The organism is Enterococcus sp. C65 (assembly GCF_040887165.1).
GTDB classification, from domain to species: domain Bacteria; phylum Bacillota; class Bacilli; order Lactobacillales; family Enterococcaceae; genus Enterococcus_B; species Enterococcus_B hirae.
In genome coordinates this window covers 38,426-53,833 of sequence record NZ_JBFOFG010000013.1, presented here as the reverse complement: position 1 = coordinate 53,833, position 15,408 = coordinate 38,426, and the positions used below count along the sequence as shown (strand labels likewise).

At 37.7% G+C, this 15,408-nt stretch carries 9 protein-coding genes and 1 pseudogene; 3 read left to right on the top strand and 7 right to left on the bottom strand.

Annotated features, from left to right (window positions below; all coding sequences use genetic code 11):
* Positions 1-46: 46 nt before the first annotated feature.
* The 4 genes from AB3I12_RS12675 to AB3I12_RS12660 all read right to left on the bottom strand — a co-directional run bounded on the left by AB3I12_RS12675 (position 47) and on the right by AB3I12_RS12660 (position 8,345).
* Positions 47-3,241: a DEAD/DEAH box helicase gene (locus AB3I12_RS12675; RefSeq protein ID WP_063627537.1), complete on the bottom strand. Its 3,195-nt coding sequence runs from the start codon at positions 3,239-3,241 to the stop codon at positions 47-49.
* Between the two features lie 15 nt (positions 3,242-3,256).
* Entirely contained in the window at positions 3,257-6,391 is a 3,135-nt protein-coding gene (locus AB3I12_RS12670) for an AAA family ATPase (RefSeq protein WP_063627538.1), read from the bottom strand.
* The gene (locus AB3I12_RS12665) at positions 6,391-7,518 is read right to left on the bottom strand and encodes an exonuclease SbcCD subunit D (RefSeq protein ID WP_063627539.1); all 1,128 of its coding nucleotides are present in this window, start codon (positions 7,516-7,518) and stop codon (positions 6,391-6,393) included. Before AB3I12_RS12665 ends, AB3I12_RS12670 begins: the two co-directional genes overlap by 1 nt.
* Before the next feature lie 200 nt (positions 7,519-7,718).
* Entirely contained in the window at positions 7,719-8,345 is a 627-nt protein-coding gene (locus tag AB3I12_RS12660) for a 1-acyl-sn-glycerol-3-phosphate acyltransferase (RefSeq protein ID WP_010720870.1), read from the bottom strand.
* 128 nt (positions 8,346-8,473) lie between these two features.
* Between AB3I12_RS12660 and AB3I12_RS12655 the strand changes: the two genes are divergently transcribed.
* The 3 genes and pseudogenes from AB3I12_RS12655 to AB3I12_RS12645 form a co-directional block, all read left to right on the top strand.
* On the top strand, positions 8,474-9,208 hold the full coding sequence (locus AB3I12_RS12655; RefSeq protein ID WP_063627540.1) for a tRNA1(Val) (adenine(37)-N6)-methyltransferase: 735 nt from the start codon (positions 8,474-8,476) through the stop codon (positions 9,206-9,208).
* The gene (locus tag AB3I12_RS12650; protein ID WP_053766274.1) at positions 9,198-9,479 is read left to right on the top strand and encodes a GIY-YIG nuclease family protein; all 282 of its coding nucleotides are present in this window, start codon (positions 9,198-9,200) and stop codon (positions 9,477-9,479) included. The genes AB3I12_RS12655 and AB3I12_RS12650 overlap by 11 nt, the downstream gene beginning before the upstream one ends.
* A 215-nt stretch (positions 9,480-9,694) precedes the next feature.
* A pseudogene (locus tag AB3I12_RS12645) lies at positions 9,695-9,814 on the top strand (transposase); the annotation flags it as partial.
* 113 nt (positions 9,815-9,927) lie between these two features.
* On the opposite strand, the gene AB3I12_RS12640 reads toward AB3I12_RS12645, so the two are convergent.
* The 3 genes from AB3I12_RS12640 to aspS form a co-directional block, all read right to left on the bottom strand.
* The gene (locus tag AB3I12_RS12640; protein WP_010720873.1) at positions 9,928-11,874 is read right to left on the bottom strand and encodes an acyltransferase family protein; all 1,947 of its coding nucleotides are present in this window, start codon (positions 11,872-11,874) and stop codon (positions 9,928-9,930) included.
* Between the two features lie 442 nt (positions 11,875-12,316).
* Entirely contained in the window at positions 12,317-13,192 is an 876-nt protein-coding gene (locus AB3I12_RS12635) for a YitT family protein (RefSeq protein WP_010720874.1), read from the bottom strand.
* Positions 13,193-13,640: 448 nt separating this feature from the next.
* A complete protein-coding gene (aspS, locus tag AB3I12_RS12630; protein WP_063627541.1) occupies positions 13,641-15,407 on the bottom strand; it encodes an aspartate--tRNA ligase in 1,767 nt (588 codons plus the stop codon).
* Between the last annotated feature and the right edge of the window lies 1 nt (position 15,408).

The following is a 15,408-nucleotide window of genomic DNA, read 5'->3' as shown; positions in this document are numbered from 1 at the left end:
TTTATTATTGAGTCTTAAGATTTAATTATTTTTTGTTTCAAAATTTTTAGTCTTCCAGGTCTCCGACACTCAGAATCATCCGGATATCATCTTCCGTTAATTTGGTTAATTGGTCTTCATTTCCTTGGATGACTTTTTGGAATAACTCTCTTTTTTCTTGTTGTAACGAATCCATCCGCTCTTCAATCGTTCCTTCTGCAATCATGCGCCAAACTTCGACCACATTTTTTTGTCCGATACGGTGCGCACGTCCTGCCGCTTGTTCTTCAATGGCTGGGTTCCACCATAAATCATACAGAATTACCGTGTCTGCTCCCGTTAAGTTGAGTCCGGTTCCGCCAGCTTTCAATGAAATCAAAAAGACATCTCGTTCTCCTTCATTGAATGCATCTACCATCGTTAAACGATCTTGCGGTTTGGTGCTTCCTCTTAAGTAAAAAGTAGAAATTCCTAATTCTGCTAGTTCTTCTTGTAAGATGGTCAACATACCTGTAAATTGAGAAAACAACAGAACCCGCCGATTGTTTTCTTTGGCTGCGACCAGTAGATCTTTGACTTGTTCTAGCTTTCCTGAGCCACCTTCATAATCCTCCAAGAATAATCTTGGATCACAGCAAATTTGGCGTAATCGTGTCAAACCAGCTAGAATACCGATGCGATTCTTTTTAAAAGCTTCTGAGTCCATAGTAGAAATCTCTTCTCGCATCTGACGTAAATAAGCCAAGTACACGGTTTTTTGCTCTTCTGTCAATGCAGAATAAAGATTCATCTCGGTTTTTTCTGGCAGGTCGCTTAACACGGTTTGCTTATCCCTTCGTAACACAAACGGACGAATCATTCGGGCAATTTCTTCAGGTGCCAGCTCTCTAAAGCGGGTCTTATTCGGGAAAAATCCCGGCATAATCGTTGCAAAGAGCGACCATAGTTCTTCCAAATTATTCTCAATTGGCGTCCCACTTAAGGCAAAACGTTGCGGTACACTTAATTCTCGTAGCGCTTGAGCTGTTTTGGTACTACTATTTTTGACCATCTGAGCCTCATCAAGGATCAAATAATTAATCGCATGTTTTTGATAATCTGCTAAATCTTGTCTTAAACTAGCATAAGAAGTGACTCTGATATCTGCCTTACGAGCTAATAGTTCTTCTCGTTCCTTTTTATTCCCGTTGATTACTTGGATGCTCAAAGAAGGAGCAAATTTTTTCACTTCTGCTTGCCAGTTATAGATCAAACTAGCAGGAGCGACGATCAAAGCAGAGAGTTCGCCTTTTTCTTCTTTTTCTGAAAGCAAATAGGCAATTGTCTGAAGGGTTTTTCCTAGACCCATTTCATCTGCTAAAATTCCGCCAAACTGGTAATTTCCCAGCATTTTCAACCATCGAAATCCTTGTTTTTGGTAATCACGCAATTCAGCTTGTAGACCTGCTGGCAAGGATACTTGATATTGTTCAGGTTGTATTAGATCTTGGATCATTTTTTGATAGGAGTCACCAAAAGTTGCTGAACTTCCTGCTAACTTATCTTGAATGATCAATCCTTGGTTTTTAGGCACATGGATCGTTCCAGATTCTGAACGGATCGATTCACGGAATTGTTGCAAGATTTGACTTGTTTGCTGAAACTCTTCGGAATCAAAGGACAATACTTGCCCATTTTCTAACGTATAAAAAGCATCATTTCGCAATAAACTTTGTAAGACCTGATTGATTTCTTGTTCCTCAATCCCAGTCACATCAAAACGAATATCTAACCATGAACTGGTTTCTTCCACTTCGATCTTCGGTTGATGTCGATGTGCATCTAAATACAATTCCCGAAGTTTTTTCCCAAGGCGGACCTCACCAAACTGACGAAAAACGGCTAACTCTGTACGGAAAAAAGTATACAACTCTTCTCCTGTCGGCAATAAACGTTCATAGCCTGTCTCATTTCGTTGGTAGCGATACATTTTGAACAAGTCTAATACGCGTTGTTCTTGGGCTTTGTCTCTTAATACTTCAGAAGCATTTTCAGCAATAACTTCATGTTTTTTATCTGTTGAAAAAACGACTTCATCATAGACAAAATCAACACGAGCCTGGATCTTGCCTTTCGATTTTCTAAAGAAGAAAATAAATTCCACTGGCACGTCAGCAACTTCTGCTTTCACTTCATCCGCTATGCTCACTTGACCAATTTCAGATAGCAATGGAATGATTTCTTTGAATAATGAGGATAGTTCTTGCTTAAGAAACAATACTTCTGGTTTCTCAAATCTTCTCATAAGCTGTTTCCAAGTTAAATAGACTGCTTGTTGACGTTTTGTTAATGAATAAAAAGTTCCTTGGATCATTCCCCATTGATAATGAGTAAAGAACAACTCAAAGTCATTCAGTGCGCTTAATTGATAGGCCTCTTCTTTTTTTGTTACTTCAAATTCTAAGGAAGGCTCATTATCAGAAAATCGAACCCCTTGATAATTCACTTCTCCGATCTTCATTTGGAGTTTTGTCGTTTGGTTCATCTGTTCTAACAATGTTTTTGCTTGTTCGATCGGTAATAACAAATAACGTTTATCTAATTTCCCTTTGACTTGTAGGCCGTTTGCACCTAAAAGAAGTTGCGTTTGGGCACACTCAGCTAACGTTTTTAAGATTACTTGATCTTCTCCTTGAAAAGCTCGTTGATCTAGATGGAACTGGTATTGTTTATTCATAGTGTAGCGTTCATTTTCCATATAGGAATGTAAAAAATCAAAAATGTTTTTAACGATATACGTTTTCTTTGGCTGATCTAAATAACCAATCCGCAAATAAACGGCTAAAATAGCTAATTCCGGATGATAATGATTGGTCTCAATCGTTTCTACTTGATATTCCACAATCAATGGTTGCGTCCGTGATGAGTGGTTTTTGACAGTTAGTCTTGAAAAACCTTTCGTTAAAATTTCACCTTCGCTACTTTTTTTGACTGGTTCTAACGCAGGTTGATCTGCCTTGATTATTCGTGAAAGATTCTTAGAGCGCAAGTACAGTTCGACTGCCACTGTATGCTTACAATAATGATGTTCTTCCCAATAAGGGCATTGGCAGAAATCGACTTCTTTGGCTGTCCCATCTAAATCGACCATATACAATTCACTGCCTAAGACTTCCGCATGCCAAACTTTTTCTTCTTGGTCAGGGACAACCGATAATACCCGTCCTTCTTGCAGATATTGACGTCCTCTTGCAATGACTTTTTCTGGAATGCTCCATTTCATCAGTTAATCCCCCTCTTATCCAAGATGATAGCGTACTTTACTTTGTCCGCTACCTTCTGTTTCGATTCTGATTTGTTGTACTACTCGTTCTTTTAATTCTCTCACATGGCTGATGATCCCGATCATACGACCTTCACTTTCAATTGTTTCTAATGCTTCAATCGCCATTTCAAGTGCTTCTTCATCTAACGATCCAAATCCTTCATCAATGAATAACGCTTCGATCAACACACCACCGGCTTGTGTCTGGATCACTTCAGCTAAAGCCAACGCTAAGGATAAAGCTGCAATAAAACTTTCGCCACCAGATAGCGTATGAGCCCCACGTGTCAGACCTGCTTCATCATCATAGATATTGATCTCCAACCCTGTTTTCCCACGGTAACTTCCCACTTCATCTGCAAGCTCAAATTGGTAACGATTTTTCGTCAGACGTTGCAATCGCACATTTGCCACTTGTAGTACTTCTTGTAAATACACTTGTAGTACGTATCTTTCCAAACTGGTTTTTCTAGGGTTTTCCCCATTCATCGTTTGCGATAATTGTTGTAGTTGGATCAATTCATCTAATTGTTCTTGACTCGCTTGATAAATCGAAGAAAATTCTTCGATGATTTGCTGATTCTGCTGTTCTTGCTCTTGCAAGTGATAACAATGTTCCTGTTGTGTTTGAACCGCAGCTTTTAGCTCATCTAGTTGTTGCTCCAATTGTTCTAAATCAGGAAGTGTTTCAGCTAAAGCAACATGGTTCAACTGGCTTAAGCGGTCTTCAACGATTAATCGTTCTTTCTCATATGCGTTGACCAGTTGACTCTTCTCTTGGTATTCAACTGTTTGTTTAGTAAATGCCAATACCTCATCTGCTTCTTTAAAGTAAGCTTGCTCTTTTATTTTTGCTGAAATTTGCTCTTGGATACGCTGAATTTTATTTTCAATTTTTGCCTGTTGCTCATGAATATTAGCCATTTGCGCTTTTAACAAACTGATTTCTTGAGAAAAACGAAGTTCTTTTGTTTTTTCTTCTGCTAACCATTGGGCTTTCATCGCAACATTTTCTTCTAATTGGTTGACATCCTCAATCAAAGTCTGAGTATTTTGTCCTTCTAACTGTTTCGTCAAGGTAACAAGCTCCCCTTGTACTTGTTGGAGCTCTTCTTTGTTTTGGCTGATTTGTTCGGTGATCTTCTTTCGCTGATCTTCGATAAGACTTAAACGTTCAGTTAGTGTTTGAATAGCGATTTTTGCCTGTGTGATGGCCTCTGCACGCGAATCCAAATCATGCTGAATTTTTTCTAAGGATACAAGAGGATCATCTGCTATGGCAAATTTAAACGATTGCTGGATCAAATGTTGTAATCGTTCTTTGCTTTTTTGGATCTCTACTTGTTTTTCTGTTCCGAAGTTTTCCAAGTCAGCTATTTTTTGTTCTATTTGTGCTTTTTCTGCTTCACTACGCCCTATTTCTTGATTGATTTGTTCAAGGTTTGTTTCTGCCTCGGCTAAATTTGCTTCCAGTTGGACAAATTCTTCTTGATTAGGCAATACATGCTCATTTTGTTGTTTAGGATGCTCCGTTGACCCACAAACTGGACAAGGTTGCCCCGGTAATAATAGCAATTGCAACTTCGCAATTTGTTGGCTTGCCCATTGACTCTTTAAAAGATCAACTTGATTATTTTGTTTGCTTAACATTACTTGTTGAGCTTGGAGTTTTGTGATCAGTTCGGACAACTTGGTTTGATTCATCTTTAACTGTTCTGTATTCTGGTGATTTTCTGTAAGGATAGTTTGGTACTTTTCTTGCTCATGCCGAAGTTGTTCGTAACACAATTGATCACTGTGCAAGCGATCTTGGTCAAGCAGCAGTTCTGCTAGTCTTTGTTCTTCTTCTTTTAACCGGACTTGTTCTTGAAGAATTTTTTGTTCTTTTTCTTCTGCTTTTTTCTTAGCCTTTTGTAACTCTTCACTTTCATTTTGCTTTTTTTGCCATTCTTCCGCAATTGGGATTAATGACTTCATGACTTGTAATCGATTCGCTGCATGTTCCATTTCTTGTTGGGCATTTTTTCTTTCAGGTTCCTCTTTATGCCACTGTGCATACGCTTGTTCTTGTTGCACGAATGTTTCAGAACAAGTCTGTTCTTTATCAATCAGTTCTGCTTGTTCTTTCTGGTATTCTTGGCTTCGTGTCAACGTATCGACCAGTCGTTCAGCAAATTCATAATGAGTGATCCATTGTTTTATTTCATTGATTTCACTTTCTTGCTGGATCAATTCTGCATGTTTTTGCTCTAATTTTTGCTTTTCTTCCTGACGTGTTTGCAATGTTTGCGAATGATAATAGGTATCTTCTAATTGCTTTTGTTGTTCTTGTAAATGAACCAGTTTATTTTTTTCTTGGAGAAGTCTTTCTTGTAATGTTGTTTGCTCTGCCTGCCAATAAGTGAATAACGCATCGAAACTTAAGGTTTCAGGAACCGTTCCTGTGTCCAAAGGGATAAAGCGTTTTTGCAGCAAACTCAATTCTTGCTCAAGATGATCTAAATTTTTTTGATGTTCTTTGGCTTTTTCTTTCAATTGTTCATTAAGTTGTTGGAAAAATTGCGTGCCAAACAAATTACGTAAGACAATTTCTTTCTCACTACTTGATGAAATTAAAAAATTACGAAATTCTCCTTGAGGTAGTAAAACGATCTGAGAAAACTGTTTCGCATCCAGATTCATTAATTCTTTGATTAATTGATCCACTTCACTACGTTTCGTGTATTGACGCATTTCTTTGCCCGCTTCATCAAAGATCGTCAAAGAAACTTTTGCTGCTTGCTTTCGATTGCCTTCACCTTTACGTTTGGCCAAGAGTTGTTCTGGCTTACGTTCAATCTCATAATTCATCCGCTGATGCTCAAATGAAAAAAAGACACACGTTTCTTCTTCAGGCGTAGCAAAAAGAGACCGCATTTCTTTACCAGTCCTGATTCTGCCAGAAGTTTCACCAAACAATGCATAAGTCATTCCATCAAAAAGAGTCGTTTTTCCTGCACCTGTTTTTCCAGTAATCAAAAATAGTGGTGCTTCGGTCAATTTCGCAAAATCAATTGTCTCGTCAATAAAAGGACCAAAATTTTTTAGTCGTAATTTCTTGGGTTTCATTACTGATCATTCCTGTCCGTGAGTTCTTGTAGCGTTTCTTTTAACCAGATTTCCTGCTTGTTCGTCAACTGTTCCTTGGTCATTTCTTTGAAAAAGCCTTGTGCGATCTTATGTGGATCCTTTGTCATCATCTTTTTTTGTTTTCCCTGTTTCAGTTCTACTCGACCGTTTGAACGTTCCACACCAAGTATCCGTGGATAGATTTTTCTTAATTGATTCATCATGTTAGGGATAATCGTTCGATCTTCCAAATAAATTTGGAGATAATTTTCACGATTGATCGTCTGATAAAAATCTGGATTCAACAGCTCTTTAAAACTTGCTGTTATTTCTTCAATATCATATAACGGGGTCAGTTCTCGAAAATTCAAAGAGACGTCCTCTTCTAAATCTACGATCCAAACACCTTTTTTTTGATTGATTTCTGACAATGAAAATTTTAAAGGCGACCCACTGTAACGGGCATTTTTTTGATTCAATGCTGCTTGATTGTGGAGGTGTCCTAATGCGACATAATCAAATGGTTCAAGTAAATCTCCTGAAACAGCATCTAATCCGCCTACTTCAATTTTGGTTTCTGAATCTGATTTCATACTCCCGGTCACAAAAAAGTGACTCACTAACACTTGTTTTTTCGTTGAGTCAAACTGCGTTTTCATTTTCTCAATGACTTTTTCCATTGCTTGTTGAATGGTGCGTATCTGCTCATCTTCAAAATATATCCTCGCTGAGATTGGTTCAAAATAAGGCAAAAGGAAAAATTGCGTATCCTTGAATATGATTGGTTGAAAGGCTTCTGCCAATCTAGTTTGTAAATAATAATCGGACTGACTGAACCAAGGTGTTCCTGTCGAAAGACGAATACCGCTATCATGATTTCCGGATATCGCAAAAATCGGAAATTCTTCCCGTAGATTCCATTCGACCATCAATTGATTGAACACTTCAATGGCATCCACAGACGGAACACTTCGATCATAAAGATCTCCCGCAATCACGATTGCATCAACATTTTCTTCTTTTGCAATTGCTAAGATCTGGGTTAAAACATGCTCTTGTTCCTTGATTCGATCGTATCCTTGTAGTTTTTTTCCAATATGCCAATCAGCTGTATGTAAAAAACGCATCTCATCACCTCAAAAAATGTCCTTCTAATTATTATAACACTTCCCCTCATTACATGATACCTAGGATCATTACGGACTAAAACAAATAGGCAATGAAAAAAAGTTGCTGATTCCGTATAAACATAGATAGTCCCATGCTTAGAAAGAATCACAACTTTTATCATTACCTTGCGCTTTGATTTTTATTGAAAAAGAATCATTTACTTTTTATTTTTGATTTCATATTTAAAGTCAGGATTGACTTCTTTGTCTAGTTGATCGAAAGCGGCTTGTGTTCTACGTTCGATTTCTGCCATTCCTTCTTTGTCTGTTTTTTTGATATCAGACAAATCGATCGGTTCACCAAAACGTACAACCACCCGTTTGCGCTTGAATAAGTCACCCAAAGTCAATGGTCCTTGGTAGACAGCAGGAACGATTTTTGCTTTTGACATTTTAGAAATCAATGCCATTCCGCCTTTTAATTCCGTTGCATGTCTTGTTCCACTTGGGAACATAATCAAACCTAAATGAGTAGATTTTAAAATTTTAACTGGCGTTTTGATGACACTAGGTCCTGGATTTTCTCTTTTTACTGGAAACGCATGGGCATGTGTCAAAATAAAGCGTAATACTGGATTTTTGAATAATTCTTCTTTTGCCATAAAGCTAAATTCTTTAGGCGAAGCTGCTACAGCAAGATATAAAGGATCCCACCAAGTTCGATGTGGCGCTACCAAAATATAATTCTCATCTTGTGGTAAAACTTCTTTATTTTCATATCGGGCATTGCCGTTGATCACTGCTAAGATCACTCGGACTAGCCCTCTCATAAATCGATAGAACATAGTCTCTTCCTTTCTAGGTGTATGGTCATAGTATGCCTAAATTTAGGAAACTTTACAAGGTACCTTGGTTCTTTTTTATAAAAATAGTATAATACAATCACTTAGTTTTTTCATTTTGGAGGGAACCCATGCTTCACGAAGATGAACGGATCGATCAATTATATGCAAATGATATTAAAATCATTCAAAGTCCTCACGTTTTTTCTTTTTCACTAGATGCTGTTTTACTTGCTCATTTTGCACGTGTACCGAAAAAAGGACAAATCGTTGACCTCTGTGCAGGAAATGGTGCAGTCGGTCTTTTTTTGAGCAAACGAACGAATGCGTTGATTGATGGAATCGAAATTCAACCACGTTTAGCGGATATGGCAAGACGTAGTATCCAATTAAACGAGCTAACACACCAAATGACCATCCATACGCTTGATTTAAAAGAAAGTTTATCCGTTGTTCGTCATAATTCATGTGATTTAGTCGTCTGTAATCCCCCTTATTTTAAGGGATTACCAACCAATAAAAAAAATCCGAATGAGCATTTAGCGATTGCTCGACATGAAATCCATACTACTCTTGAAGATGTGATCAAAATTTCTAGTAAATTATTAAAAACCAATGGACGCTTTGCAATGGTCCATCGCCCAGACCGCTTTTTAGAAATTATTCAGTTACTAGAAAAACACCGTATCGCCCCTAAAAAAATTCAATTCGTTTATCCAAAAATGGGGAAAGAGGCAAATATTTTGTTGATCGAAGGAATCAAAGAAGGCAAATTAGATGGCTTTAAAGTTGCTTCACCGTTGATCACATACATGCCTGATGGTAGCTATACAAATGAAATCCGAGAAATTCTTTATGGCCAGTGAGCATTATTTTTATGTCTTAGCTTGTAAAGATGGCACGTTTTACGGTGGCTATACGACGGATCTTTCAAGAAGATTAGCAGAACACAATCATGGGACAGGAGCTAAATATACCCGATTACAAAAAAGGCGACCCGTCAAAATGATCCATGCTGAGGTGTTTGCAACTAGGAGTGACGCAACAAAAGCCGAAGCAGCCTTTAAAAAACTCACGCGCACTCAAAAAGAACGGTATTTAAAGACACAGCCCTCTCACATGTTGCCAGAACAATAATTTGGGTCAATATTACTGGGGCTGAATCGACCTTTTAAGGGGATGTACGAGAACTAAACAAAAACACAAAAATTAGTTTTTTGGCTGTTGATTGTTACCTACTTCAAACAATTGAAAAGACATCTTGAGATCCTTTCAAATGAGTTCAGCACTTATTGATAGAGGAAAATCGGCTCTATAATTTATGGGACTGATGATGTATCGAGGTTGCTTGCGAAAGCTTCCAGAAGAATCCCCATATAAAGACAATCAAACGTGTAGCTTACGGATTTAAATCATTTGAGAACATGAATATTAGAATCTTTTTGAGCAATCAATTAATTGACGTTAAATAACAAAAAATACGGGTCAGAATGAGGTTCATTCTGACCCATATTTGATTTTATACCACTTATCAGTCCTTATTGACAAAGAGCCGGAAAATCAAGATGTCTTATCTCTTATTCAACTATTCCGTACTACCATTTCCATTAGCAGAACTAGCTACACTACCACTATTAGTATTCGTATCATTTTGGGTTGATTCACTTGAAACAGTTTTCTTCGTTTTATCTTTCCCTAATAAAGTTTCACTTACTAAATGGATATAGTGTTTCATTCCTTCTGGATTTGGATGTACTTGGTCATCATAAAACCAATCATTGTGGCTATTACTATAATCATACCAGTCGATCAATGTAAGATTATCGTATTTTTTAGCCATTTGTGCTAACAAGGCATTCACATCGTTTTGCCAACGTTTTGTAGGAACGCGGACATTTACCCAGTAAACTTTACGATCTCCTAAGGCACTCATGATGCTATCAAATTGCGATTCAGAAAAGGCTCCATTTGTTCCTAAGCCAATCAAAACCGTATCTTTCAATAGGTTTTGTTTTTTCAGTTCTTCAATATATGGCTCACTCGCATATAATTGTCGACCAACGTCTCCATCAACAACAACTTTAGGATATAACTCCTTCAAATCAGTCGCTGCATCTAACATGACTGAGTCCCCAAATGCTGTCAATTCTAATTTCTGCGCTTTCTTTCCTTGTTTAGCTGTTAGTCCATATTTGTCAAGAACTGCTTGATCAACGGTGTTGGAATTATTATCTTCATTTTTCTGGCTTTCCTCCGCCAATCTTTTACTTTCAGCAATTTGTGCTTGTAATTTTTTTTGATCCGCAGTCACTGAATTCTTAGGTGCTGTAACAAAACCAACAAGAGCGATCAACACCATCAATGTTCCCGGAATGACCCAAGGTTTTTGCTTGCTGATAATCGGCTTAGTGAACCAGCCTTTGACTACTTGAATCGTTTGTCCATAATCGAATCGTGCCAAAGGACGTTCAATGTAGCGATAAGAAAGTTCGCTAATGATCAGGATCAATGAAATCTCGATCAATGTATGAAGCAAAACATGATCCGCAATATTCGCAACTTTTGCTTCATAAAAAATCATGACTGGAAATTGATACAGATAGATGCCGTAACTTCGTTTACCGATCCAAGAAAACACGGGATTGGTTAACCATTTGTTCACACTTGCGCCTGGATGCGCTGTTACCGCAACTAAAACGACACAGAAGAGACTAACTAACAGCATGCCCCCATAATAGACAAAACTATAATGATCATCTAACAAGAAAAAGAAGAGGATCAATGCGATCAGTGAAATCAATCCGGCTAGATTCAACACCCGTTTTGCTTGCTTCGGAATATTTTTTTTCAATCGGGTACTTGGCCAGACAAAAGCCAAAGCACTTCCTAACCAAATTGAAAACAATCGCGTATCTGTTCCATAATATACTCGAGTTGGATCGCCGCCTGGCGTAAACAGGATCATCATGAGGATCGCAGAAATAAGTGATCCTCCTAAGACTGTATAAACGATCCACTTCTTTTTACGTACAAAAACCATTAACAAAACAAAAAGAATGGGCCAAACTAAGTAGTTTTGACCTTCCACCGCCAATGACCAAATATGGGTAAACGGTGATTCATTGGCAAATCGATCAAAATAAGACAAACCATTTTTTATTTGCCACCAGTTGTTGACATACAATAAACTACTAACGACTGTTCCTCGTAAGTTATTCAATAACCCTCGTTGAAATAACGTAATATAAGCAGATGCAGTGATTAGTAAAAACACTAATCCTGGATATAACCTTTTCATTCGTCGGACATAAAACTGCCAAATATTGATTTTGCCATTTTGTTCCCATTCTTGCCGTAATAAATCAGTGATCAAATAGCCTGATACAACAAAAAATATCGGGACGCCCAAATAACCACCCTTCAAACTTGTAGGGAGCAAATGGTACAAAATCACTCCTACTACTGCCAAAGAACGAATACCGTCAAAACCAGTAATGTAGCGACTATTTTTTAACCTTTTTTGTTTTTCCATTCAATATTCCAACTTTTCATAAACTTTTTTCATTTGTAATATACGTGTATTGTACAAAAATAGCAAGAAAAATTCATGTGATTTTCGCTATCATTTCTATCTTCCCATAAAACTTTGAAAAAAAGAATAACTTTTTCCGCAACTTTAATAAAAATTCAACTATGAACAACATATAACTAAAAATAACCTTGAAGTCTCAGTAAGATTACATCTAACTGAAAGAATCACTTTACTAAGATCGTTACGACAAATTTAGCAAAATGAAGGGTGAAAATCTCAAAACAGGATAAACTGTTTGAAGATTCTCACCCTCCAGATACAAATCAAGCTACACAATGCCCAACTTTATCAAACGATTTGTAGAATAAAGTTGTTTCCAGCCACACTGATCGATTCATTTATTTGGATATGTCACTTTTTCTGTCAATAAGTTGCACTTGCACTAAACGCCCTCTTCATAAAACCGACCAAGAATTTGGACATTTTCGGCGATACTGACAAACGCTTGTGGATCAGAAGCTTTCATCGCTTCTCTTAACAAAGGCAACTCATAGCGTGTAACGATCGTCATCAACACCGTTTGTTTATCGTGCTTGTAAGCTCCTTCTGCCTCATTGATGATCGTGATTCCACGACGCATACAGTTTTGGATTTCATTGACTACTCGTTCGGGATGCTTCGTTACGATCATCACTTGCATTTTCTTTTGTTTCGTATACATCACGTCGGTTACTTTCCCACTGACAAAGATCGAAAGTGCGCTATAAAACATGTATTGCCAGCCAAAAAGGATACCAGCTACGAAAACAATCAATGCATTGAAGTAAATCGAAATTGAACCAATCGATTTTCCTGTTTTTTTACGAATAGTGATACTGACGATATCCAAACCACCTGAGGATAAGCCATTTCTTAAGGCTAACCCGATCCCTAACCCCATCACAGCACCCCCAAAAATCGCGCAGATGATTGGATCAGTTGAAAGAACCGTTAGAGGAAGGATATGGATACAAAGTGACGTCAATGTCACGGTGATAAATGTAAAAATCGTAAACTTCTTACCGATTTTCACCCAAGCAAGAACAAATAAAGGAATATTCAATAAGTATAAAGTCGTTGAGACGGGTACTTCGAATCCAATCAACGATTTAGATAAAGTAGTCAGTATTTGTGCCAAGCCAGTGATTCCGCTTGAATAAATATGTCCTGGTTGATAAAAAAAGTTTAGTGCTACTGATGCAATCAATGCATAAACGATAGATACCGAAAGCTTGGTCGTATAATCATGATGCGCCCAATTTTCGAAAGTTTTTTTCATTGCTTTGTATTTCCGGTTACGATCTCGTAATTTTCATATGAATTCGTATGAAGAGACAATCATTGGCTGGAAGTCAATTTCTCTCTTTTCCCGGAATTTCCTTTCTTAATTTTAATTTGGATAGTGAGTAAAGATACGTAGTATATAATGAAAGAACGAACGATTACGTTCAGTGACTACTCTATAATGATCCATCATTACACTAACCAAAAAGAAGGATTCATTCTTCGCCTATCGCATCACTAAACGTAGCATCCATTGAAAATATGGGTTAAAACTCAACTGACATTATACGCTATGGCTTAATTATAAATCGTTTTGGAATTAAATCAAGACAACATAAACAAGTACGAGAGTCTTTTTACACCTAGTCCAGACTCCCGTACTTATTATTTATAAAACGATCAATGGAATTGAGTTACTAGTCTTTTGTTCAATACGAATAAACTTAGTCTATGCTGGTTACATCAATATTCAAGTCAAATAATTGGGCATCTGATACCGTACTTGGTGCATCACTCATGACATCTGCTGCTCTACCATTTTTAGGGAAAGCAATAACTTCACGAATGTTTTCTTCACCAGCAAGTAACATCACAAAACGGTCCAAGCCAAGAGCAATACCGCCATGTGGTGGGAACCCATAATCCAATGCAGTTAATAGGAAACCAAATTGTTCCTCCATTTGTTCCTTCGTAAAGCCTAAAGTTTCTAAGACTTTTTCTTGGATTTCACGAGTATGGATCCGGATTGAACCACCGCCTAGCTCATAGCCATTCAATACGATATCATATGCTTCTGCATAGACACTAGCTGGATCTGTACTCAAGCGTTCAAGATCTTCTTCTTTTGGCATCGTAAATGGATGATGAGCGGATACGTAGCGTCCTTCTTCTGCAGAATATTCAAATTGTGGCCATTCTGTGATCCACAAGAAATTGAATTTTGATTCATCAATTAAGCCTAATTCTTTTCCTAAGCGTGTACGGATTGCACCTAGTGTTGCAGCTACGATTTCTTTTGTATCCGCACCAAATAATAAAATGTCTCCAACTTCAGCGTTTGTCGCTTGAACGATTGCTTCTGTTGCATCTCCCATAAATTTAGCGATTGGACCTTTCAAGCCGTCCTCTTCTACTTTTAGCCAAGCTAATCCCTTCGCACCAAATTGGCTAGCGTATTGCCCAAGATTATCTAAATCTTTACGAGAGTAGTTGCTTGAAGCATTTTTAGCATTTAAAACTTTGACGACGCCACCTTTTTCAAGAGCCATTTGGAAGACTTTGAAATCAACATCTTTGACGATTTCACTTAAGTCGATCAACTCCATCTCAAAACGTGTATCTGGTTTATCACTACCGTAGCGATTCATTGCTTCGTCATACGTCATGCGAGGAAACGGTAAAGTAACGTCGATTCCACGAACATCTTTCATCACTTTCGCAATCAAGCCTTCGGTATAATCTTGGATTTCTTCTGCCGTCAAGAATGTCGTTTCAATATCTACTTGAGTAAATTCTGGCTGACGATCACCACGAAGATCTTCGTCACGGAAACAACGAACGATTTGGTAGTAACGATCAAATCCTGCGTTCATCAATAATTGTTTAAACAACTGAGGTGATTGAGGTAAAGCATAAAAGTGCCCTGGGTAAACACGCGAAGGAACAAGATAGTCACGAGCCCCTTCTGGCGTTGATTTTCCTAAATAAGGTGTTTCGATATCCATGAAATCATTATCATCTAAATAATGACGGATTGCTTTCGTTGTTTCATTTCTCATTTTGATATTTTTCGTCATTTTTGGACGACGCAAATCTAAATAACGATATTTCATACGGATCTCGTCTCCGACTGTTTGATCGTCTTCAATCAAAAACGGTGGTGTTTTTGCTTTGTTCAAGATAACAATTTCGTTTGCGAATACTTCATATTCACCAGTGACCATTTTAGGGTTGATGGCTAGCTCCTCACGTTTACGAACCACACCAGTGATTTCAATCACGTATTCACTCCGACATTTATCCGCGATTTCCCATGCTTCTTTATTGACTTCAGGATTGAAAACGATTTGGACGATTCCTTCTCGGTCACGTAAATCAATAAAGATTACTCCCCCTAGGTCTCTTCGCTTTTGTACCCACCCTTTTAATGTAACAGTTTGATCTAGTTCTTTTGCTGAAATCAAACCGCAATAAGTTGTTCTTTGTGCCATT